This is a genomic window from Flavobacterium aquicola (genome assembly GCF_003385115.1).
Taxonomy (GTDB): Bacteria; Bacteroidota; Bacteroidia; order Flavobacteriales; family Flavobacteriaceae; genus Flavobacterium; species Flavobacterium aquicola.
In genome coordinates this window covers 131,505-154,510 of record NZ_QUNI01000007.1, presented here as the reverse complement: position 1 = coordinate 154,510, position 23,006 = coordinate 131,505, and the positions used below count along the sequence as shown (strand labels likewise).

Here is a 23,006-nt window from a genome sequence, read left to right as displayed (position 1 = left end):
CCTGAAACCATTAAACTTATTAATTAATCAACAGATAGTTGTCAATTTACCGACAAAAATCCGGCAAACTTACAACTATCTGTTGAAATATCAAAATCGCAAATAATATTTATTACCAGCTTGCTTTTTTAACACCTGGAATTAGTCCATTATTAGCCATTTCACGGAAAGTTACACGTGAAATTCCGAATTGACGCATATACCCTCTTGGTCTTCCTGTTAATTTGCAACGGTTGTGCAAACGAACTGGTGAAGCATTTTTCGGTAATTTTTGTAACCCTTCGTAATCTCCAGCCTCTAATAAAGCTTTTCTTTTCTCAGCGTACTTTGCTACCGTTTTTTCTCTTTTCACCTCACGGGCTTTCATTGATTCTTTAGCCATATCTTAATTCTTTTTAAAAGGTAAACCTAATTCAGCCAACAATGACTTTGCTTCTTTATCTGTTTTTGCAGTAGTAACAAAAGTAATGTCCATTCCAGATATTTTATTTACTTTGTCAATATCAATTTCAGGGAAAATGATTTGCTCTAAAACACCTAAATTATAATTACCTCTACCGTCAAAACCAGTTGCTTTAATACCACTGAAATCTCTAACACGTGGTAATGAAGAAGTAATAAGTCTATCTAAAAACTCATACATTCTTTCACCGCGCAAAGTAACTTTTGCTCCAATAGGCATCCCTTTTCTCAATTTGAAAGACGCAACGTCTTTCTTCGAAATAGTAGATACTGCTTTTTGTCCAGTAATCTTAGTCAATTCATCAACTGCATAGTCAATCAATTTTTTATCAGATACTGCTGCACCAACTCCTTTACTCAAAACGATTTTTTCCAATTTTGGAACTTGCATTACGTTTGTGTAACCGAATTCTTCTTTAAGAGCAGAGACAACTCTACTCTTATATTCTTCTTTTAGTCTAGGTATATATGCCATTACTATAGTACTTGATTAGATTTTTTTGAAAATCTTACTTTCTTATCTCCTTCAACTCTAATACCTACTCTTGTTGTTTCCTTAGTTTTAGGATCAATTAGAGAAATGTTAGATATTTGAATAGAAGCCTCTTTTTTTACAATACCACCTTGAGGGTTTTTTGCACTAGGTTTCGTGTGTTTAGAAACCAAATTTACACCTTCAACAATTGCTTTGTTCTTCTCTTTGTATACACGTAGAACTTTACCTTCAGCACCTTTATGGTCACCAGCAATAACTCTTACAATGTCACCTGATTTTATTTTTAGCTTTATCATCTTAAAAATAATTAAAGCACTTCTGGTGCTAATGATACAATTTTCATGAATTGTTTTTCACGAAGTTCTCTTGCTACCGGACCAAAAACACGAGTTCCTCTCATTTCTCCTGCAGCGTTCAAAAGAACACATGCATTGTCATCGAAACGAATATAAGAACCATCAGCTCTTCTCACTTCTTTTTTGGTACGTACAACAACTGCAGTTGAAACAGCACCTTTTTTAACGTTTCCGTTTGGTGTTGCGTCTTTAATTGATACTACAATCTTGTCTCCAACAGAGGCATACCTTCTTTTGGTACCTCCTAAAACACGGATAGTTAAAACTTCTTTAGCTCCTGTGTTATCTGCTACTTTTAGTCTTGATTCTTGTTGTACCATAATTATTTAGCTCTTTCTAGGATTTCAACTAATCTCCAACATTTTGATTTACTCAAAGGACGCGTTTCGCTAATTCTTACAGTATCTCCAATGTTACAGTCGTTTGTTTCGTCATGTGCAACAAATTTCTTTGTTTTCAACACGAACTTACCGTATAATGGGTGTTTTACTCTTGTTACTTGAGCAACTACTATGGATTTATCCATTTTGTTTGAAGTAACAACCCCAATTCTTTCTTTTCTTAAATTTCTTTTTTCTTCCATCTTTAAGCAGAATACAATTATTGTAATTCTTTTTTAGTAAGCTCTGTAGCTAATCTTGCAACTGTTCTTCTAGCACCTCTAATTTGAAGCGGATTCTCAATTGGTGAGATAGCGTGAGCTAATTTTAGGTCAGCATGTGCTTTCTTAGCTTGGCTAAGTGCATTTTGCAACTCAGCAATAGAAAGATTTTTTATTTCTGATTGTTTCATAATATAATATTAATTATGCTTCGAAATCTCTAGCTATGACAAATTTAGTTTTTACTGGAAGCTTTTGAGCTGCAAGACGTAACGCCTCTTTTGCAACTGACAAAGGAACTCCTCCAACTTCAAACATAATTCTTCCGGGTTTAACAACGGCAGCCCAATATTCAACGGCACCTTTACCTTTACCCATACGTACCTCAAGAGGCTTCTTAGTGATAGGTTTGTCTGGAAATATTTTAATCCATAATTGTCCTTCTCTTTTCATGTAACGAGTAGCAGCAATACGAGCAGCCTCGATTTGACGAGAGGTTAAGAACATTCCATCTTCATGTACAGATTTAATACCAAACATTCCATTAGAAAGTTCATGCCCTCTTTGAGAGTTCCCTTTCATTTTACCCTTTTGTACCTTACGGTATTTTGTTCTTTTAGGTTGTAACATTTTTCTTTAAATTTAAAAAATTACTTTCTTTTACGAGCGTCTGGTTTTCCACCTTTGTTAAAAGGTTTTCTGTCTCCTCTTGGAGCATCTCCACCTTTACCGCCAGCTTGTTTTTTGTCCATTCCGGCAAGTGGAGAAAGATCTCTCTTTCCGTAAACTTCACCTTTCATGATCCATACTTTGATTCCCATTCTACCATAAGTAGTATGAGCTTCAGCCAAAGCATAATCAATATCAGCTCTGAAAGTTGATAGAGGAATTCTACCTTCTTTGAAACCCTCTGAACGAGCCATCTCAGCACCATTCAAACGACCAGAAATCAAAACTTTGATACCTTCAGCGTTCATACGCATAGAAGCAGCAATAGCCATTTTGATTGCACGTCTGTAAGAAATACGGCTTTCGATTTGACGACAGATGCTTGTAGCAACTAGATACGCGTCAAGTTCAGGTCTTTTAATTTCAAAGATGTTGATTTGAACCTCTTTGTCAGTAATTTTCTTAAGTTCTTCTTTTAACTTGTCTACCTCTTGTCCGCCTTTTCCGATAATGATACCAGGTCTTGCAGTAGTGATAGTAACGGTTACAAGTTTTAAAGTTCTCTCGATGATTACTTTAGATACACTAGCTTTTGATAAACGAGCGTGGATATACTTTCTGATTTTTTGATCTTCGGCTAATTTATCACCGTAGTCATTTCCACCATACCAGTTTGAGTCCCATCCTCTGATGATACCAAGTCTATTTCCAATTGGATTTGTCTTTTGTCCCATGCTGCTTAAGAATTGCTTTGTGTGTTATTGATAGCTCCTAACACGATTGTAACGTGGTTAGAACGTTTTCTTATTCTGTGTGCTCTACCTTGTGGCGCTGGACGAAGTCTTTTCAACATCATTCCACCGTCAACACGGATTTCTTTAACAAATAATCCAGCTTCTTCAAGATTACCTTCACTATTTTTTTGCTCCCAGTTATTGATTGCAGATAATAATAGTTTTTCTAATTTTCTTGAAGCTTCTTTAGAACTGAATCTTAATATGTTAAGTGCTCTTTCTACCTTCTGACCTCTTACCAAGTCCGCTACTAAGCGCATTTTTCTAGGTGAAGTAGGGCAGTTATTCAATTTCGCGAAAGCAATAGACTTATTAGCCTCTTTTCTCGCATCTGCTGTTTCTCTTTTACGAACTCCCATTGCTTCTTATTTTTTACCTTTATTTTTTGCTCCAGCATGACCTCTAAAAGATCTAGTTGGTGAAAATTCTCCTAATTTGTGACCTACCATGTTTTCAGTTACGTAAACTGGTACAAATTGACGACCGTTATGAACTGCGATAGTTTGTCCAACAAAGTCTGGAGTAATCATAGAAGCTCTAGACCATGTCTTAACAACTCCTTTATTTCCACCTGCGATGTTTTCTGCAACTTTCTTGTCTAACTTATAATGAACGAAAGGTCCTTTTTTTAATGAACGTGCCATATCTTATTATTTCTTTCTACGTTCTACGATATACTTATTACTCGGGTTTTTCGGAGAACGAGTTCTATAACCTTTAGCTGGTACTCCATTTCTTGAACGTGGATGACCTCCAGAAGAACGTCCTTCACCACCTCCCATTGGGTGATCAACCGGGTTCATCGCTACTGGTCTTGTTCTTGGTCTTCTTCCTAACCATCTTGTTCTACCTGCTTTACCAGATACAACTAATTGGTGGTCTGAATTAGAAACTGCTCCAATTGTAGCTGAACAAGTCAACAAGATCAATCTTGTTTCACCTGAAGGCATTTTAATTGTAGCATATTTTCCGTCTCTTGCCATTAATTGAGCAAATGTTCCAGCAGAACGAGCAATAACAGCTCCTTGTCCTGGTCTCAATTCAATACAAGATATAACAGTTCCCAAAGGAATTCTGCTTAAAGGTAAAGTATTACCAATTTCTGGTTGAGATTCTGGTCCAGAAACAACTTTCTGTCCAACTTTCAATCCGTTTTGAGCAATAATATAAGTTTTCTCACCATCAGCATAAGCTAATAAAGCGATAAATGCAGTACGATTTGGATCATACTCAATTGATTTCACTGTAGCTGGAATTCCTTCTTTTGTACGTTTGAAATCAATAATACGATATCTCTGCTTGTGACCACCACCCGTATAACGCATGGTCATCTTTCCTTGACTATTTCTACCTCCAGAGTTTTTTATCGGCGCTATCAAAGAGCGTTCCGGCTTATCAGTTGTAATGGCGTCATAACCATTCACAACTCTAAATCGCTGACCTGGGGTAATAGGTTTTAATTTTCTTACTGACATTTTATCTTAGATATTGTTGTAAAAATCAATTGTTTCTCCTTCTTGTACTTGAACAATCGCTTTTTTAATTGCGTTAGTCTTTCCACTGATTAAACCACTTTTAGTGTATTTTGTAGTTCTGTCCGGTCTTACGTTAATTGTGTTAACACTCAAAACATTTACTCCGTAAGCAGCTTCAACAGCTTTCTTAATTTGTACTTTGTTTGCTTTTCTGTCAACAACGAATCCGAAGCGGTTTAAAACTTCACTTTCTTTGGTTACTTTTTCCGTTACTATAGGTTTAATTATGATGCTCATATCCTATTATTTACTTAAATTTTCTTCAATTACTTCCAAAGAACTCTCCAAAAGCACTAAATTATTAGCATTCAAAATAGCATAAGTACTTAATTCATTGCTACTTACAACATTAGACGCCTTTAAATTTCGTGACGACAAATATACATTTTTATTCGTATCACCCAACACAAACAAAGATTTTTTGTTTTCTAACTCTAAAGCTTTCAAAACATTAACAAAATTCTTAGTGTTTGGTGTTTCAAAATTAAAATCTTCAAGAACGATAATGTTCGACTCTTTTGCTTTAATTGAGAAAGCAGATTTTCTAGCCAATCTTTTCAAGCTTTTATTCAATTTAAATGAATAACTTCTTGGTCTTGGTCCGAAAACTGTTCCACCACCTTTAAACAATGGGTTCTTTGCACTACCCGCACGAGCAGTACCAGTTCCTTTTTGTTTTTTTATTTTACGAGTACTTCCCGCAACTTCAGCTCTTTCTTTAGCTTTGTGCGTTCCTTGACGTTGATTAGCAAGATATTGCTTAACATCAAGATATACTGCGTGATTATTTGGTTCTATACCGAATACTGAATCAGAAAGTTGAACTTTTCTTCCAGTATCTTTTCCATTGAAATCTAATACTTTTGCTTCCATTACTTCTGAATGATTACATAAGAGTTTTTGCAACCAGGAATACACCCTTTAACAACAAGCAGATTCTTTTCAGCAACTACTTTTAAAACTCTAAGGTTTTGAACTTTTACATTATCTCCTCCCATTCTTCCAGCCATACGCATTCCTTTGAATACTCTAGATGGATAAGAAGAAGCTCCTACAGAACCTGGCGCTCTTAAACGGTTGTGCTGACCATGAGTTGCTTGTCCAACACCACCAAAACCGTGACGTTTAACAACCCCTTGAAAACCTTTACCTTTAGATACACCTTGTACATCTACAAATTCTCCTTCTTCAAAAATTGAAACCTCAATAAGATCTCCTAATTTTTGTTCTGTTGCAAAATCTTGAAATTCAACGACTTTTTTCTTAGCTACAGTTCCAGCTTTTTTAAAGTGACCAACAGCCGCTTTTGTGGAATGTTTCTCGTTTTTGTCATCGAAACCAAGTTGCAACGCTTCGTACCCGTCAACACCTTTGGTTCTGACTTGGGTAACAACACATGGTCCAGCTTCGATTACTGTACAAGGAATATTTTTCCCGTTTTCATCGAAAATACTAGTCATGCCGATTTTTCTACCAATTAACCCAGACATAAATATTAATTATTAATTATTAAATATAAATATAGAACGCAGCTTTTAAGCAAAATTCTATTTTTTTTTGTGGGTGCAAATGTATAACTTATTTACACACAAACCAAAAAAATATTTTTTACTTAAAAACAGCGTTCCTTTTTACTCTTAAAGTACTTAAACTTTGATTTCCACTTCAACTCCGCTTGGCAATTCAAGCTTCATTAAAGCATCAATAGTTTTAGAAGAAGATGAATAAATATCAATTAATCTCTTATATGACATTACTTCAAATTGCTCTCTTGCTTTTTTGTTTACGTGCGGAGAACGCAATACTGTAAAAAGTTTTTTGTGTGTTGGTAACGGAATTGGACCAGTTACAACAGCACCAGTAGTTTTTACTGTTTTTACAATCTTCTCAGCAGACTTATCCACCAACATGTGATCGTAAGATTTTAGTTTTATTCTGATTTTTTGACTCATTTTCTTAAAATTAAGCGTTTCCTTTTGCTTTTTTGATTACTGCTTCTGAAATATTAGAAGGCGTTTCAGCGTAGTGTGAAAATTCCATTGTAGATGTTGCACGACCTGAAGATAAAGTTCTCAAAGTTGTTACATATCCAAACATTTCAGACAATGGCACATCAGCTTTGATTGTTTTAGCACCATTTCTATCACCCATGTCATTTACTTGACCTCTACGACGGTTAATATCACCTACGATATCCCCCATGTTTTCTTCTGGTGTAATAACTTCCATTTTCATGATTGGCTCAAGAATTACAGCTCCAGCAGCTTTAGCCACTTCTCTATAACCCATTCTAGCTGCTAATTCAAAAGAAAGAGCATCAGAATCCACAGGGTGGAAAGATCCATCCAATAAAGTAACTTTCAAACTATCTACTTGGTATCCCGCTAAAGGACCAGTTTTCATAGCTTCACGGAAACCTTTCTCTACAGAAGGGATATATTCTTTCGGTACGTTACCTCCTTTTACAGAATTCACAAACTGCAATCCTACAGGAACTTTACCATCTACTTCATCAGCAGGCTCAAGTACAAATACGATATCACCGAATTTACCACGACCTCCAGATTGTTTTTTGTAAGTTTCTCTGTGTTGAGCAGATTTTGTAAAAGCTTCTTTGTACTCAACTTGAGGCTCACCTTGGTTTACTTCAACTTTGAATTCACGTTTCATTCTATCAACCAAGATATCTAAGTGAAGCTCACCCATACCTGAGATAATAGTCTGTCCTGAAGCTTCGTCAGTTCTAACCGTAAATGTCGGATCTTCTTCAGCTAATTTAGCCAAAGCCATACCCATTTTATCAACGTCAGCTTTAGTTTTAGGCTCAATAGCAATACCAATTACCGGTGCAGGGAATTTCATTGACTCAAGAATGATTGGGTGTTTTTCATCACACAATGTATCTCCAGTTTTGATATCTTTAAATCCAACAGCAGCTCCAATATCTCCAGCCTCAATATATTCGATTGGATTTTGTTTGTTAGCGTGCATTTGGTAGATACGAGAAATTCTTTCTTTGTTACCAGAACGAGTATTCAACACATAAGAACCAGCATCAAGTCTTCCTGAATAAGCACGGAAGAAAGCCAAACGACCTACGAATGGGTCAGTAGCAATCTTAAATGCCAAAGCAGCGAAAGGCTCTTTTACATCTGGTTTACGTAAAATTTGAGTTTGATCTTCTTCTAATAATTCAGCATCATCTGGGTGAATACCAGCAATACCTTCTTTATCCATTGGAGATGGCAAGTATTTACATACTGCATCTAACATGAATTGAACTCCTTTGTTTTTGAAAGAAGAACCAGCAATCATAGGAATGATAGCCATATCAATAGTCGCAGCTCTTAAAGCTTTATTGATTTCTTCTTCAGTAATAGAATCCGGATCCTCCATGTATTTATCAAGCAGGTTCTCATCATAATCAGCAACCGCTTCGATAAGGATATCTCTGTATTCTTTTACTTCAGCAACCATATCCGCAGGGATATCGATGATGTCAAAAGTAGCTCCTTGAGTAGCATCATGCCAAACAATAGCTTGATTTTTTACTAAATCCACAACACCTTTGAAATCATTCTCTTCACCAATTGGCAAAGTGATCGCAACAGCATTTGATTTCAACATATCTCTAACCTGCTGACAAACCCCTAAGAAGTTTGACCCTTGACGGTCCATTTTATTAACGAATCCCATACGTGGCACACGATATTGATCTGCTAATCTCCAGTTAGTTTCAGATTGAGGCTCAACACCATCAACCGCACTAAATAAGAAAACCAAACCATCAAGTACACGCAAAGAACGGTTTACTTCAACTGTAAAGTCAACGTGTCCTGGGGTATCAATAATATTAAAGTGATATGGTAAAGTTTCAGGTAAAGTTTTACCTTGTTCAGTTGGAAAATTCCATTCACAAGTTGTAGCTGCAGAAGTAATAGTAATACCTCTTTCTTGCTCTTGTGCCATCCAGTCCATTGTTGCAGCACCATCGTGTACTTCACCAATTTTGTGTGATTTTCCAGTATAGAATAAAATACGCTCAGTTGTTGTTGTTTTACCAGCATCAATGTGAGCAGCAATTCCTATGTTTCTTGTATATTTAAGATCTCTAGCCATTTCTTAAGAATTAAAATCTAAAGTGAGAGAAAGCTTTGTTAGCTTCTGCCATTTTGTGAGTATCCATTCTTTTCTTAACAGCAGCTCCTTCTTCTTTAGCAGCAGCTAAACATTCTGAAGCCAATCTCTGAGCCATAGATTTTTCGTTTCTTCTTCTTGAATAAAGAATCAACCATTTCATAGCCATAGAAATTTTTCTGTCTGGTCTAATTTGCATTGGAATTTGGAATGTAGCTCCACCAACTCTACGGCTACGTACTTCTACGTGAGGCATAACGTTTGTTAAAGCATCTTTCCAGATTTCTAATGAAGTTTTTTCGTCATTTTGCTTTTTAGTTTCAATGATATCAATTGCATCATAAAAAACTTTGAAAGCTGTTGATTTCTTACCATCCCACATTAAGTTGTTCACAAAACGCGTTACCAATTGGTCATTAAACCTTGGATCCGGTAAAAGTGGTCTTTTCTTTGCCGCTCTTTTTCTCATGTCTTTTGTTTTTTTACGCAGTTGCGATAAATCGCATCTTTACGTGAGTTGATTTACTTTTTAGCTTCTTTTGGACGTTTTGCACCATATTTTGAACGACGCTGCGTTCTTCCTGCTACACCTGATGTATCAAGCGCACCACGAACAATGTGATACCTAACTCCTGGTAAATCTTTTACTCTTCCGCCTCGCACTAATACTATCGAGTGCTCTTGTAGATTATGTCCTTCACCTGGGATGTAAGCATTCACCTCATTTCCATTAGTCAAACGTACACGCGCTACTTTACGCATTGCAGAGTTTGGTTTTTTTGGAGTAGTTGTGTAAACACGCGTACATACACCACGACGTTGTGGACAAGAATCTAAAGCAACCGATTTACTCTTCTTAGTGATCTGAGTTCTTCCTGTTCTTACTAATTGTTGAATAGTTGGCATAATTAAATACTAAAAATTACTTGTTTATAAAATTCCCGCTTTTTACGGGGTTGCAAATGTATAAAATATTTTTCACTAAACAAACCATAACACATTAATTTTCAACAGAAGTAAACATTTGTTTATTAATAAGATACAGAATAGCTTATTATTACAACCTCAATCGAAACAGAACAATAGAACCAATGCTATTTCGTTACCATTATTTATCCTGCAAATTTTATAGCAAACATTAGATATTTGCATTACTTTTATTAAAATTTAAACTCATTTGAAATCTTCAATATTCTATTTCTTATTTTTAATTTTCGGATTGAGTTCTTCAGCCCAAAATTTTCAACTACATATAATTGGTAAAACGACATCAGAAACCAAAATAATTGACTCCATTGGTTACATCCAAAAGCACCAAAGCGCAAAACTAATCATTGAAGAGATAAATAACATTAGCCAAAAACTAAAAGAAAACGGCTATATCAACAACCAGATATTAGAAAAAAAGAAAGAAAACGACAGCAGTTTCAGCGCCAAAATTTCACTTGGAAAAAGAATAAAAAGTATACATATATATATAGGTATAAAAAACAATTTATTATTAACCAATTTTTTTGAACAAAATCAAGATTCAATAATATTGCCATATTCTCAAACAGAACCATTTTTAAAACACACTCTGCAAAATTTAGAAAAAAATGGCTATGCATTCGCAAAAGTAAAACTCACCAATATCAAGCAGAAAAATCAAGATCTATATGCCGACTTATCAATCTCGACAGACAAAAAAAGAAATTTAAATGCTATAGAAATAAAATACTCCAATGAGCAACAAAAAAAACTTTTCCCAAAAGGAGCCCAAAAACAAATCGAAAAGAAATACAAAAACTCAATTTTCAATCAAGAAACCGTAAAACAAATAAATCATGACTTTGAAGAATTCGGATTTATAAATCAAATTAAATTTCCAGAAATACTATTCACACAAGACACCACCAAAGTATTTATATATTTAGAAAAAAGAAAAGCAAATAATTTTGATGGCTATCTGGGATTCAACAATACTGAAAACAAAAAAATTCAGTTTAATGGATATCTAGACCTGACTCTTGTAAATGCACTTAGAAACGGAGAAGAATTATCTATATACTGGAAGAACGACGGCAATAATCAAAGACTTTTTAATGCTAATTTAAATATACCTTATATATTCAACAGCCCAATAGCTATAAAAGCACAAATAAATATTTTCAAACAAGACAGTATTTTTCAAAACACAAAGACCGCCCTGCAATTAGGCTATTTTCTAAATTACAACAAACGCATATATCTTGGATTTGAATCTACAGAGTCAAGTGACATTCAAAACCTGAACAGCGAGAATTTATCCGATTACAAAAACACTTTCTATACCGCCTCTGCAGAATTGAAAAAAAACAATTCAAAAAACAAATTGTTTCCAACAAAATCCTCAATCAACTTAACAATTGGAAACGGAAAAAGAACCATATCTGAAGGCTCACCTCAAAAACAAAATTTTGCAAATTTTAACATAATGAATGATTTTTATATTAATGAGAAAAATATTATAAATGTAAAAAATCAAAATTATTTCCTAAAAAGTGAAAATTATATCACAAATGAACTCCATCGTTTTGGAGGAATGAACTCGATAAGAGGTTTTTCCGAAAACAGCCTACAAGGAAATCTGATGATTGCATTAATGACAGAATATAGATATTTAATTTCATCTAATTTATACTTCAATTCCATCCTTGACTACTGCTATTACGAGGATCCGACAATTTTATCAATAAACGAAAAAAAAGAAAAAATTCTAGGTATCGGACTCGGATTAGGAGCAAGAACCTCTAATGGTCTATTGAAATTTGCCATAACAAACGGAAAGTCTAAAAATGAAGAAATTAAGTTCTCAAATACCATTGTCATTATAAATTACACTATCAGATTTTAACACGTAGTGTTTTTTATAACATTTTAATGCTAATATGTTATAAAAATATAATTTTAACATTAAGTAAATTAGTAAATAAACAAACATTTCGCAAAAATAATGTTAAAAATAATACTTATATACACAAAAAAACAATACAACTATAACATAATTACAAAAATAAGTTAAAAAAATAAATTATATATGCATACATAAAAAGCATCTATATTATAGGATAGTTAACAAATTATTATGATTTTTGCGCTACTAATTCAAAATATTTAAAAATGAAACTAAAGTTCAATGGACTCTTAGTACTCTTAGTAGTACTAGTAACGCAAATTAATTTTGCGCAAGAAAGATCTGTTTCAGGGATTGTTTCCGACAATGCAGGTATACCTCTACCCGGTGTAAGTGTATTAATAAAAGGCACCCAAAATGGAACCCAATCTGATTTTGATGGAAAATACTCTATCAAAGCACAACCAAACGACGTATTGGTATTTAGCTATGTTGGAATGAAGACTTCAGAAAAATCTGCAAGCTCAACAACACTAAACGTAAAATTAGCCAGCGACGCTACACAATTAGAAAGCGTAGTTGTTACTGCTATGGGAATTAAAAGAGAAAAAAAATCTCTTGGATACTCCTCACAACAAGTTCAAGGAAAAGACTTAAATGGTGGTACTGCAACTCCTAATGTTGCAAACCTTCTTTCAGGTAAAGTAGCAGGTCTTGAAGTATCAAGAAATACAAACTTTGGTGGCTCCACAAACGTTGTTATTAGAGGCAACAAATCTTTAACAGGAAATAATCAAGCTCTTTGGGTAATTGATGGAGTACCTGTTGATAATTCAAATTCAAATGCGTCAGCCCAGCTAACTGGCGGAGGTGGTTATGACTATGGAAACACTATTTCCGACATTAATCAAGAAGACATTGAAAGCATCAACGTTCTTAAAGGAGCTGCCGCAACAGCGCTTTACGGATCAAGAGCCAGTAATGGTGTAGTAATGGTTACTACAAAAAAAGGAAAGCCAACTAAAGATAACAAAGTTGGTTTCACTTTCTCTAGTAATGCATCTATTGGTACCGTTGATAAATCAACTTTTCCAGAGTATCAAAACAAATATGGATCTGGTTACGGACTAGGGACTTCATTCTTAGGAACTGGAACACCAGACACAGTTGACACATCAAATGATGCTTCATATGGTGACCCTTTCAATGGTCAACCTGTATACCAATGGGATGCTTTTACCCCATATTCCCCAAACTTTGGCAAAGCTACTCCATGGACAGCAGCAAAAAATGGCCCAATAACATTTTTCAATGACGCTAAAACCTATACTAACAGTCTTTCTCTTGAGAAATCTACTGATAGATCTAGTTTATCTATGTCATATGTAAACACAAATCAAACAGGTATTTTACCAAATAGTGAATTGAAAAAAAATCAATTAAGCGCTAGATTTAGCCAAAAAATTACAGATAAATTAACTGCCAATGCATATGCAGCAGTAACATTGCAAAACACTGTAGGTAGAAACTCTACAGGATATAATGATAACATCATGGGAGCTTTTAGACAGTGGTGGCAAACCAACACTGACATCAAATCTTTAGAACAAGTTTACAAAGCTTCTGGAGGCCAAAATATAACATGGAACTGGGCTGATCCAACATCTCCAGAAGGATTAGTACCAGCTTACTGGGACAATCCATACTTTACACGATATCAAAATTATTCTTCAGATGAAAGAACACGTTTGTTCAGCTACGCATCTCTTGACTACAAAATTACTGATTGGATGAGTGCTGTTGGTAGAGTATCTTTAGATACCTATAACGAACTGCAGGAAGAAAGAAGAGCTGTAGGATCTATTGCTGCTGGATTTGGTCTTTCACCTGTAGACGAAGCATCAGGATATCAAAGATTTGCTATAAGTTACCAAGAAGTTAATTATGATTTAATGTTAAACTTCAATAAGAAATTAGGAGAAGACATAAGCTTAAATGGAGTATTAGGTGCTAATATCAGAAGAACTAACAAAGACAATGTACTTTCTTCAACAATTGGAGGTTTAGTAACTCCTGGGATTTACGCATTATCTAATTCTCGTTATGAATTACCTTTCCCAAAAGAGCAAAAAATTGCGGCAGGTGTTGATGGTATTTACGCTCAAGGATCAGTTGGATACTTAGATACTTATTTTGTTGACGCATCTATTAGAAGAGATGTTTCTTCAACCTTACCTGCCGGAAATAATTCATATGTATATCCTGCAGTTTCTGGTTCATTTGTATTTTCAAATGTACTTAAAGCTGACTGGTTAAACTTAGGAAAATTAAGAGTAAATTATGCTGAAGTAGGTAACGATGCTCCTGCATTGAGCTTAGTAAACACATATTCCAGGAATCCAAACTTCCAAAACCAGCCTGTTTACACAAACGCATTAGCAAATCCATTCCGTAGTATCAATAACAACCCAAATCTTAAACCAGAGAGAACAAAATCATTTGAAGTTGGTTTAGAAACTAGCTTCTTTGACAGACGCTTAGGTTTTGATGCAACATACTACAAAACAAACTCTGTAGACCAAATTGTTGCTGCTGCAGTTTCATCTGCATCTACTTTTACAAATGCTTATGTAAATGGTGGAGATATCGAAAACACAGGTTTAGAGTTACAATTAACAGCTACACCGATTAGAACTAAAGACTTTAGCTGGGATATTACCGTAAACTGGTCTAATAATGAGAGTAAAGTTGTTGCGTTACCAGCTGGTGTAGACAACTTACAATTAGGATCTTTCCAAGGTGGTGTTACTGTAAATGCCACACCTGGTGAAGCATACGGTACTCTAAAAGGAACTGACTACGTATATACTAATGGTCAAAAAACTATCGATCAAACTACTGGTAGTTACTTAATTACTACCTCAGCGACAAACAATATTGGTAACGTCACTCCAGATTGGATGGGTGGTGTTAGAAATAAATTTACTTATAAAAATGTTTCTTTAGGCTTCTTAATTGACACTCAACAAGGCGGAGACATTTTCTCTTTAGACATGTATTATGGTCTTGCAACAGGATTATACAAAGAAACCGCTGTAGACAATATCAGAGAAAATGGTGTTGTACATGCTGGCGTAGCTCCTGACGGAACTCCAAATACAGTTGCAGTTAAAAACGCCGGTGGTTTCAGTCCTAATAATAACTACGGTTATTTAGTAGAGCCAAACAAAGCATTTGTATATGATGCTTCTTACGTAAAATTAAGAGAAGTTTCTATTACTTACAACTTTCCTAAAAACTTCTTCGAAGGAACATTTGTAAATAGTGCTTCATTAAGTTTGTTAGGTTCAAATCTATGGATAATTAGTAAAAACCTACCTTATGCAGATCCTGAAAGTGGATTATCATCAGGAAATAGCTCAAGAGGATATTCAGTAGGATCACTTCCTACAACTAGAGATATTGGGTTTAACTTAACATTTAAATTTTAATACAAAAAGAAATGAAAAAAATAATATATGCCTTAGGACTTCTTATCCTCACTGTTTCCTGTGATGATAATGCTCTTACAGACTTAAATGTTGATGATAAAAACCCATCACAGGTTCCAGCATCTTCATTATTTACAAGTGCTGAAAAAACATTGACTGAACAAATGGTAAACTCAAACGTTAATAAAAATATTTTCAGACTGGTTAACCAACAATGGACAGAAACCACTTATTTGGATGAATCGAATTACAACTGGACAGCAAGAAAAATCTCAGATAATCATTGGAACCAATTGTACGCAGGACCGTTAGCTGATCTAAGCAGTGCTAAAACTAAGTTAGAAAATACTGAAATTTTAGCCACTGATCCAGAATTTGAAACAAAAACAGTAACAAAGAAAAATCAATTAATTTTAATTGATATCTTGACCGTTTATACGTACCAAATATTGGTGGATACTTTTGGTGATATCCCTTACTCTGAAGCTTTACAAGGCTCTAAAGACTACTTGCCAAAATATGACAAAGCGGTAGATATTTACAAAGATCTTATTGTTCGTTTGAATAAGGACATAGCAACAATCGACACAGATGCAACAGCATTTGATACAGCAGATGTAATTTACGGAGATGATTTAACTGCTTGGGTAAAATTTGCAAATAGCATCAAATTAAAATTGGGTATAAATCTTAAAGCTTCAGGATTAGAATCTGCGATTGCAGATGCAGCAATCCAAACAGGAGCTGCAGGAGGCTTTACTTCAAATGACGATAATGCAAAATTAAGCTATATGGACAACTTACCAAATACTAATCCTATCTATGTAGATTTAGTTTTTTCAGGAAGAAACGATTTCGTTGCAGCTAAACCTTTTGTTGACGCTTTAGTAACCTTAAACGATCCTCGCAAAGCTTTCTATTTTAAACCTACCTATAGAGCTGTTGATGCAAATGGAGACTTATACACTGTGACTGGATATAAAGGTGGAGTTGTTGGAGTAAAAAATAGCCAATCTAGATTTACACATCCAAGTGCATTAATTAAGTCTGCAACTTTCAAGGGCACCTTATTAGATTATTCTGAAGTAGAATTTTTATTAGCTGAAGCTGTTGCAAGAGGGGTGGCAGTTGGAGGAACTATTGAATCTCATTACACTACTGCAATACAAGCATCAATGGATGATTGGGGAGTTCCAACTGCAGAAGCTACTGCATACTTAAATCAACCATCTGTTGCTTATGCAACTGCTCCAGGAACTACTTGGCAACAAAAAATTGGTGAACAATCTTGGTATGCAAAATTTAATAGAGGTTTTGAAGGATGGACATCGACAAGAAGATTAAACTTCCCTGTACTTCTTCCACCGGCTTCTGCAGATCAAGCTGCCGAAGGTCAAATTCCATCAAGAATGGCATACCCTATTAGAGAACAAACTTTAAATGCAACTAATTATCAAGCTGCTTCAACTTCAATTGGAGGAGACAAATTAAAAACTAAATTATTTTGGGATGTTGACTAATTAACATCGAGATATAATTTCAATTAAAACCATCAGCCTAGCTGATGGTTTTTTTATGCGTTTTATTTTAGACGAAATTACATACAACAAAACAAATCTCTGAAATATTATGCCATAAAGGAGTTACTAGCAATATAAATATCACATTCATTATAAACTTATAACTAAATTAAGGATTAAAAAATCGCAACAATCTTAAAATATTGAATTGATAAAAAATTAACAAAAACAATTATACGCAATTAATTAAAAATATAAATTACGTATTTATATAAAAAGAGCAAGTCCACAAAATAACCTCAAACAAATTCGATTTAAAATAATAAAACATCTGAAAGTTTTTTCTTAGTAAAATAAATCAAATAATAATACATAAAAAACAGTATTTCAAAACAATAGAAACCCTTATAAGCAGATAATAAAGAACTAAAACTGAAATTATAATTCCATAACAGTAAGGATTATTTCCTACAAAAATCACGAATAAAAAGAATAAAAATATAATTTTATAACACAAACATAATAATAAGTTATAATGTTAAATTTAAGCCTTGCTCAAAAAAAGGGTTTCAGATATTAGGATAATTAACAAATTATTATGAATTTTACGCAACTAATTCAAAATTTTTAAAAATGAAACTAAAGTTCAATGGATTCCTAGTACTCCTTGTGGTACTAGTGGCGCAACTAACATTTGCGCAAGAAAGATCTGTTTCAGGAATTGTTTCTGATAACGCAGGCATGCCTTTACCGGGTGTTAGTGTGTTAATAAAAGGAACAAAAAATGGAACTCAATCAGATTTCGATGGAAAGTATTCTATCAAAGCAGCCCCAAGTGATGTATTGATATTTAGTTACATTGGGATGAAATCTACAGAGAAATCTGCAAGTTCTACAACGTTAAACGTTAAGTTAACCAATGATGCTACACAACTAGAAAGCGTCGTTGTTACCACCGCACTAGGTATTAAGAGAGAAAAAAAATCGCTAGGCTACTCAGCTACGACTGTTGGATCAGAAGAACTAAACAAATCTTCACAATCTAATATTGCTGATGCACTAAAAGGAAAAGTCGCTGGCGTAACAATTTCTAGTGCATCCTCAGATCCAGGAGCTTCATCAGGAGTAATCATCAGAGGTTTTAGCAGTTTGACAGGAAACAATCAGCCTCTTTATGTTGTTGATGGGATTCCAATAAATAATGGATCAAGCTACTCTGATGACTTAAGCGGAGGTTATGATTTTGGTCGTGGATCTGGAGACATAAATCCAGAAGATATCGAAACAATGTCACTTCTTAAAGGAGCAGCTGCAACAGCCTTATACGGATCTAGAGCTGCAAGTGGTGTTATCCTTATTACAACAAAAAAAGGAAAATCTGGAAAAATGGAAATTAGCTATTCTAATGCAACTAATTTCACAGAAATCCTAAGAACACCAAAATATCAAGATCAATTTGGACAAGGCTGGAATGCTCAGCATTTTCTAGGCGAAAATGGATCATGGGGACCTAAGTTTGACGGAGCAATAAAACCATGGGGAAATGTTGTTGATAATGCACAAAAAATAAAACCATTCTCTTTTCAAGAAGACCAATTGGAGCATTTTTTTGATACGGGAACAAGCTATTTAAATTCCTTATCCATTTCTGGTGGTACTGGAGATTCTACAGTTAGATTATCCTACTCTAACTCAAGTCAAGATGGAATTATGCCAACTGAGGCTGATGCATTCAATAGAAATACATTAGGTTTATCAGCAAGTACAAAAGTAAAAAAACTTACAATAGGCGGAAATTTAAATTATGTAAGCACTAGTGGAAGTGGCGTAGCAACCGGTCAAGGATTGACAGTTATGAATAACTTGATGCAAATCCCAACTGATATTTCAATTACAGAATTTAAAGACTACAAAAACGACCCTTTTAATACTGTTTCAAATTATTATACTCCTTACGGTGTTACAAATCCTTATTTCACATTAAATGAAAACGGATCAAAGTTCACTAAAGATAGAATTTACGGCTCAATAGATCTTAATTACGAATTAAACTCATGGTCAAATGTAATATACAGATTTGGTATAGATCAATCTTCCGAAAGCCTAGCTGTATGGCAGGAAAGAGTTGATGCTCTGCCTGGAAGTCCGAATGATGGATCTTCAACAGAGCAGCCTGGTAGTTATTTTGAATCCAAATCTCTAAACAAACAAGTTAACCATGAATTTTTGTATAATTTAAACCTTGAACTTAGTTCTGATTTAGAATTAGAATCTTCATTTGGTTTCAATGTAAATCAGAGAGATTTTAGCACTATTTCTGGAAGTGTAAAAAGCCAAGATATTGCTGGTTTTCATTCTTTTGATAACTCCACAGAAAGTGCTATTGCCACTTCTAGTATATCAAAAAGAAAGCTTTATGGAATATACAACACCAGTACCCTGTCATTTAAAAAACAATTGTATTTAACAGGAACTTTAAGAAATGACTGGTATTCTACATTACCAGAAGCAAATCGATCAGTGCTGTACGGAGGTATTAATGCGAGCTGGGTATTTACTGATACTTTTCCTGAAATTAAAGACATCGTAAATTTTGGAAAATTAAGAGCTAACTATGGAGAAACAGGGGTTGATACTAATCCATATCAAGTTGGATCTGTGTACACAAAAGGAACAGTAGGACTTGGTTTTGGAAACTTAACTTACCCTTTCAGCGGAGTAAACGGGTATGAAGTTGGTAATAGAGCAGCAAATCCAGATTTACAACCTGAACGAAGAAAAGAATATGAATTTGGTATAGAAGCTTCACTTTTCAAAAATTTTATAAACTTAGACTTCTCTTACTATAAATCAAAAATCGTTCATCAAATTGTACCTGTAGATCTTGCTGCATCAACAGGATATACTACACAAACGGCTAATGTCGGAACAATATCTAATGAAGGAATTGAAGCATTAGTAACACTTAACTTCTTAAAGCCTAAAAACAATGGTTTTGGATGGTCAACAACTGTAAACTTTGCAAGAAATAATTCTATGTTAGAAAAATTAGAAACTGGTACGGGAAGACTTAATTTAGGAGGATTATCTACAACAGCATTAATTGCAAAAGAAGGTTCACCTCTTGCGTTGATTGAAGGCAGTGTTCCAGAAACTGACCCTGACGGAAATATTGTAGTTGACGTTAACGGAATACCAGTAGCTTCACCAATAAAACAAATATATGGAGATACTCAATATGACTACACGATGGGTATTGGAAACACTCTTAGTTATAAAAACATAACTTTAGACTTCTCATTTGACATTCGCCAAGGTGGATTAATGTATTCTAGAACAGCAGATATTACACGTTTTACAGGAAATTCTATAACAACAACCATCAATGATAGACAACCGTGGATTGTTCCAGGTTCTGTAACTAAAACAACCGCTGCTGATGGAACAGTTACCTATAAACCCAACACGACTCCAATAGATATGGAACATCAAGATGATTATTATAGTGCAGTTGCTAATAATAGAGAGACTGTAATAGACAAATCATTTGTAAAACTGAGAGAAATTATTATTAGTTACCAATTCCCTAAAACTTTTTTAAAATCTACTCCGATAAACACACTTTCTTTTTCTGTAGTTGGAAGAAATTTATTCTTATGGACACCAAGCAGCAATCAGTATATTGACCCAGAAACATCAACGTTTGGAACCGATCTAGAAGGTCAATTTGGTGAGTTTAGTGCTAATCCATCAACAAGAAGTATTGGTTTTAGTCTAAAAGCAAACTTTTAATAAAGAAACATTATGAAAAATATACATAAAATATTAATACTACTCTTTTCGCTGGGAACAGTAACCTCTTGCGAAAACGAATTAAACATCAATACCGATCCTAATACTCCTACAGCCATAACGCCAGATTTAGCACTAGCCTCAGCTGAAGCCTCAATAATTGCCATAACTGGTGGAGAGCTTGCAAACCTAGGAGGGTTCTATGCGCAATATTACACACAAGCTCCTAGTGCAGGACAATATGATATTATAGATCAATACAATCTTCCAACTTCTTTTGGAGATAGAACTTGGAACGAACTATATTCTGGAGGTTTAAACGATTTAAAATTTGTAATAACCGAATCAGAAAAACAAGGAAATACAGGAAAAGTACTTATTGCTAAATTGTTACAAGTATATACATTTCAAGTATTAGTAGACGTTTTTGGCGATGTTCCTTACACTGAAGCGCTTGAAGGAGTGGCAAATGTAAAACCAAAAGTTACTCCAGGCAATGAAATATACGCTGATTTAATTAGACAAATTGACGCAGCTGTAAACGCATACAATGCGAATCCAGTAGCTTCAGGATTTGGTAATCAAGATGTTATTTATGGAGGAGTTATGGCAGATTGGATTAAATTTGCAAATACGCTTAAATTAAAAATTTATATGCGTATGTCTTATACTCCGCAAGCTAATCCTGCTGCAGTAAAAACACTTTTAGCACAAAATAATTTTATAACAACTGACGCCGCCTTTGCCAAATTTATTGAGCAAACTTCTCGACGTAATCCTTTTTATGAAGTTAACCTTTCTTCTGGTGATGGATTAGGAGATATTAACCACATTGCAAGCAACACTTTAATGCAGTTTTATGTGCTAAATAATGACCCCAGAAAAGTGGCAGTTTATAGACCTACAGCTACTTCAACTTACCCTGCATTAAATCAAGGAGATGGCGAGAACTTCACAAATACTGCCGTGAATTATGCAAGACCAAACGTAAAACAAACCACTCCAGTTTATTTAATGACTGTTTCAGAAAGCAACTTTTTACAAGCTGAAGCATTAATTAGATATTCTGGTCAATCGGGAGCTAAAGCAAAATATGATTTAGGTGTTGAGAATTCATTCAAAACTTACGGTCTACCAATAGCTGAAGCAACTGCTTTAACAGCTACAGGAGGAGCTTATGAATTTGTTACAGGCTTACCAACAGAACAAGCCGTTCGACAAGTAATTGTACAAAAATGGGCAGCTTTAGCAAATGTTAACAATATAGAAGCGTATATAGAAAGTACAAGAACAAAATTCCCAGAGGTAGTAACATTCGGAACAGAAGACTATTCGAAAGGAAACAGAATATCTTCACGTACTTCAATATTAACAGGAAACACCGTTCCAAGTATTTTATTTTATGCTCAAAATGAAGTAGACAGAAACCCTAACATTGCCCAAAGAAATTCAATCATACAAAAAGTATGGTGGGATCAAAAAAACTAATCTAATACTCAAAGTATATGAAAAATTTAAAAAAACTTAAAATAGCAGGAATTACAATGTTTTTTTTAACATTGTTTTCTTGCAGCCTTGAGCCAGAGATAGAATCGACGATTACCAACTATCCAATTATGACTCTAAATGGAAACGCTACAGTATTTGTTCCTCTAGGAGGACCATATACCGACCCTGGTATTATTGCGACAGAAAATGGCGCACCAATAAAGTACACCTCAACTGCTGTTGGAATTTATAGAAAAGCAACTACATTAGACCTCAATAAAGCAGATAAGTATACCCAGACCTATAAAGCTACAAACAAAGATGGTTTTTCAAATACAATTACCAGAACTGTTATTGTATACAAAACTGGAGATCTAGTCACGAGTATTGAAGGTGTTTACCTTTCTACGACAAAACGAAACAATGCATTACTAAATCCAGCACAAGGAAGTTCAGTTGACATGAAATATGTATATATCTGGAAAAACACAGACGGAACATTTGGAGTATCCGATGCTTTTGGAGGATGGTATGACCTAGGCCGTTCTATTGGGCCAACTAGCGCAACTCAAGGAGGAACAATAGCAGGTAATATTCCTTCCAATACTTTCACTTTTCCTGGAAACCCATTAACCAACGAATACTTTGGAGGGGTTTCAAACATAACTGGGTTAGAAGTTGATCCAGCTACAAAAACAATTACTCTTAAATGTCATTGGGAAGCACCCGCAACTAATGGAACAACACCATATGACTTCGTTTCTACTTTAAAACAAGAACAACTTTAATT

General features: G+C 34.6%; 25 protein-coding genes. 6 read left to right on the top strand and 19 right to left on the bottom strand.

The annotated features are described in order from the left end of the window. Nucleotides 1-112: 112 nt before the first annotated feature. From rpsN to C8P67_RS22500, 19 genes are all read right to left on the bottom strand, one after another. Nucleotides 113-382 carry a 30S ribosomal protein S14 gene (rpsN, locus tag C8P67_RS13410; RefSeq protein WP_035637316.1) on the bottom strand — a complete coding sequence of 90 codons (270 nt, stop codon included), beginning with the start codon at nucleotides 380-382 and terminating at the stop codon, nucleotides 113-115. Nucleotides 383-385: 3 nt separating this feature from the next. Further along, nucleotides 386-937, bottom strand: a complete 552-nt coding sequence (gene rplE, locus C8P67_RS13405; RefSeq protein WP_115813678.1) for a 50S ribosomal protein L5 — start codon at nucleotides 935-937, stop codon at nucleotides 386-388. Nucleotides 938-939: 2 nt separating this feature from the next. Next, on the bottom strand, nucleotides 940-1,254 hold the full coding sequence (rplX, locus tag C8P67_RS13400) for a 50S ribosomal protein L24 (RefSeq protein WP_103804342.1): 315 nt from the start codon (nucleotides 1,252-1,254) through the stop codon (nucleotides 940-942). 11 nt (nucleotides 1,255-1,265) lie between these two features. Next, nucleotides 1,266-1,634 (bottom strand): 50S ribosomal protein L14, encoded by a 369-nt coding sequence (rplN, locus tag C8P67_RS13395; RefSeq protein ID WP_007803649.1) that lies wholly within the window; start codon nucleotides 1,632-1,634, stop codon nucleotides 1,266-1,268. 2 nt (nucleotides 1,635-1,636) lie between these two features. Further along, nucleotides 1,637-1,897: a 30S ribosomal protein S17 gene (gene rpsQ / locus C8P67_RS13390; RefSeq protein ID WP_115813677.1), complete on the bottom strand. Its 261-nt coding sequence runs from the start codon at nucleotides 1,895-1,897 to the stop codon at nucleotides 1,637-1,639. A gap of 17 nt (nucleotides 1,898-1,914) precedes the next feature. Continuing rightward, complete coding sequence (rpmC, locus tag C8P67_RS13385) at nucleotides 1,915-2,106, bottom strand: 50S ribosomal protein L29 (RefSeq protein WP_115813676.1); 192 nt, start codon at nucleotides 2,104-2,106, stop codon at nucleotides 1,915-1,917. Between the two features lie 13 nt (nucleotides 2,107-2,119). Continuing rightward, complete coding sequence (gene rplP, locus C8P67_RS13380) at nucleotides 2,120-2,545, bottom strand: 50S ribosomal protein L16 (protein ID WP_077377761.1); 426 nt, start codon at nucleotides 2,543-2,545, stop codon at nucleotides 2,120-2,122. Nucleotides 2,546-2,565: 20 nt separating this feature from the next. Beyond that, nucleotides 2,566-3,318, bottom strand: a complete 753-nt coding sequence (rpsC, locus tag C8P67_RS13375; protein WP_115813675.1) for a 30S ribosomal protein S3 — start codon at nucleotides 3,316-3,318, stop codon at nucleotides 2,566-2,568. Nucleotides 3,319-3,323: 5 nt separating this feature from the next. Next, nucleotides 3,324-3,737, bottom strand: a complete 414-nt coding sequence (gene rplV, locus C8P67_RS13370) for a 50S ribosomal protein L22 (RefSeq protein WP_007803631.1) — start codon at nucleotides 3,735-3,737, stop codon at nucleotides 3,324-3,326. A gap of 6 nt (nucleotides 3,738-3,743) precedes the next feature. Next, nucleotides 3,744-4,022: a 30S ribosomal protein S19 gene (rpsS, locus tag C8P67_RS13365; RefSeq protein ID WP_035637298.1), complete on the bottom strand. Its 279-nt coding sequence runs from the start codon at nucleotides 4,020-4,022 to the stop codon at nucleotides 3,744-3,746. A 6-nt stretch (nucleotides 4,023-4,028) separates the two neighbouring features. Continuing rightward, on the bottom strand, nucleotides 4,029-4,853 hold the full coding sequence (rplB, locus tag C8P67_RS13360) for a 50S ribosomal protein L2 (protein WP_115813674.1): 825 nt from the start codon (nucleotides 4,851-4,853) through the stop codon (nucleotides 4,029-4,031). A 6-nt stretch (nucleotides 4,854-4,859) separates the two neighbouring features. Then, nucleotides 4,860-5,150: a 50S ribosomal protein L23 gene (rplW, locus tag C8P67_RS13355; protein WP_115813673.1), complete on the bottom strand. Its 291-nt coding sequence runs from the start codon at nucleotides 5,148-5,150 to the stop codon at nucleotides 4,860-4,862. Between the two features lie 6 nt (nucleotides 5,151-5,156). Then, nucleotides 5,157-5,786: a 50S ribosomal protein L4 gene (gene rplD, locus C8P67_RS13350; protein WP_115813672.1), complete on the bottom strand. Its 630-nt coding sequence runs from the start codon at nucleotides 5,784-5,786 to the stop codon at nucleotides 5,157-5,159. Then, on the bottom strand, nucleotides 5,786-6,403 hold the full coding sequence (gene rplC, locus C8P67_RS13345) for a 50S ribosomal protein L3 (protein ID WP_115813671.1): 618 nt from the start codon (nucleotides 6,401-6,403) through the stop codon (nucleotides 5,786-5,788). Before rplC ends, rplD begins: the two co-directional genes overlap by 1 nt. Before the next feature lie 156 nt (nucleotides 6,404-6,559). Beyond that, nucleotides 6,560-6,865 (bottom strand): 30S ribosomal protein S10, encoded by a 306-nt coding sequence (rpsJ, locus tag C8P67_RS13340; RefSeq protein ID WP_007803605.1) that lies wholly within the window; start codon nucleotides 6,863-6,865, stop codon nucleotides 6,560-6,562. 10 nt (nucleotides 6,866-6,875) lie between these two features. Next, nucleotides 6,876-9,032: an elongation factor G gene (gene fusA, locus C8P67_RS13335; RefSeq protein ID WP_115813670.1), complete on the bottom strand. Its 2,157-nt coding sequence runs from the start codon at nucleotides 9,030-9,032 to the stop codon at nucleotides 6,876-6,878. Nucleotides 9,033-9,042: 10 nt separating this feature from the next. Beyond that, on the bottom strand, nucleotides 9,043-9,519 hold the full coding sequence (rpsG, locus tag C8P67_RS13330) for a 30S ribosomal protein S7 (protein ID WP_026727879.1): 477 nt from the start codon (nucleotides 9,517-9,519) through the stop codon (nucleotides 9,043-9,045). 53 nt (nucleotides 9,520-9,572) lie between these two features. Beyond that, a complete protein-coding gene (gene rpsL / locus C8P67_RS13325; RefSeq protein ID WP_007136570.1) occupies nucleotides 9,573-9,956 on the bottom strand; it encodes a 30S ribosomal protein S12 in 384 nt (127 codons plus the stop codon). A gap of 254 nt (nucleotides 9,957-10,210) precedes the next feature. Next, nucleotides 10,211-10,321: a hypothetical protein gene (locus C8P67_RS22500; RefSeq protein ID WP_115813669.1), complete on the bottom strand. Its 111-nt coding sequence runs from the start codon at nucleotides 10,319-10,321 to the stop codon at nucleotides 10,211-10,213. On the opposite strand from C8P67_RS22500, the gene C8P67_RS13315 reads away from it, so the two are divergent. From C8P67_RS13315 to C8P67_RS13290, 6 genes are all read left to right on the top strand, one after another. After that, nucleotides 10,270-11,925: a BamA/TamA family outer membrane protein gene (locus tag C8P67_RS13315; RefSeq protein WP_394338651.1), complete on the top strand. Its 1,656-nt coding sequence runs from the start codon at nucleotides 10,270-10,272 to the stop codon at nucleotides 11,923-11,925. The two genes, C8P67_RS22500 and C8P67_RS13315, sit on opposite strands and share 52 nt — an antisense overlap. Before the next feature lie 266 nt (nucleotides 11,926-12,191). Next, a complete protein-coding gene (locus C8P67_RS13310; protein ID WP_115813668.1) occupies nucleotides 12,192-15,416 on the top strand; it encodes a SusC/RagA family TonB-linked outer membrane protein in 3,225 nt (1,074 codons plus the stop codon). A gap of 11 nt (nucleotides 15,417-15,427) precedes the next feature. Continuing rightward, nucleotides 15,428-16,936 carry a SusD/RagB family nutrient-binding outer membrane lipoprotein gene (locus tag C8P67_RS13305; RefSeq protein ID WP_115813667.1) on the top strand — a complete coding sequence of 503 codons (1,509 nt, stop codon included), beginning with the start codon at nucleotides 15,428-15,430 and terminating at the stop codon, nucleotides 16,934-16,936. A gap of 633 nt (nucleotides 16,937-17,569) precedes the next feature. Beyond that, nucleotides 17,570-20,728 carry a SusC/RagA family TonB-linked outer membrane protein gene (locus tag C8P67_RS13300; RefSeq protein WP_245980454.1) on the top strand — a complete coding sequence of 1,053 codons (3,159 nt, stop codon included), beginning with the start codon at nucleotides 17,570-17,572 and terminating at the stop codon, nucleotides 20,726-20,728. 12 nt (nucleotides 20,729-20,740) lie between these two features. Further along, complete coding sequence (locus C8P67_RS13295) at nucleotides 20,741-22,216, top strand: SusD/RagB family nutrient-binding outer membrane lipoprotein (RefSeq protein ID WP_115813666.1); 1,476 nt, start codon at nucleotides 20,741-20,743, stop codon at nucleotides 22,214-22,216. 17 nt (nucleotides 22,217-22,233) lie between these two features. Then, nucleotides 22,234-23,004 (top strand): immunoglobulin-like domain-containing protein, encoded by a 771-nt coding sequence (locus tag C8P67_RS13290; protein WP_115813665.1) that lies wholly within the window; start codon nucleotides 22,234-22,236, stop codon nucleotides 23,002-23,004. Nucleotides 23,005-23,006 lie beyond the last annotated feature (2 nt).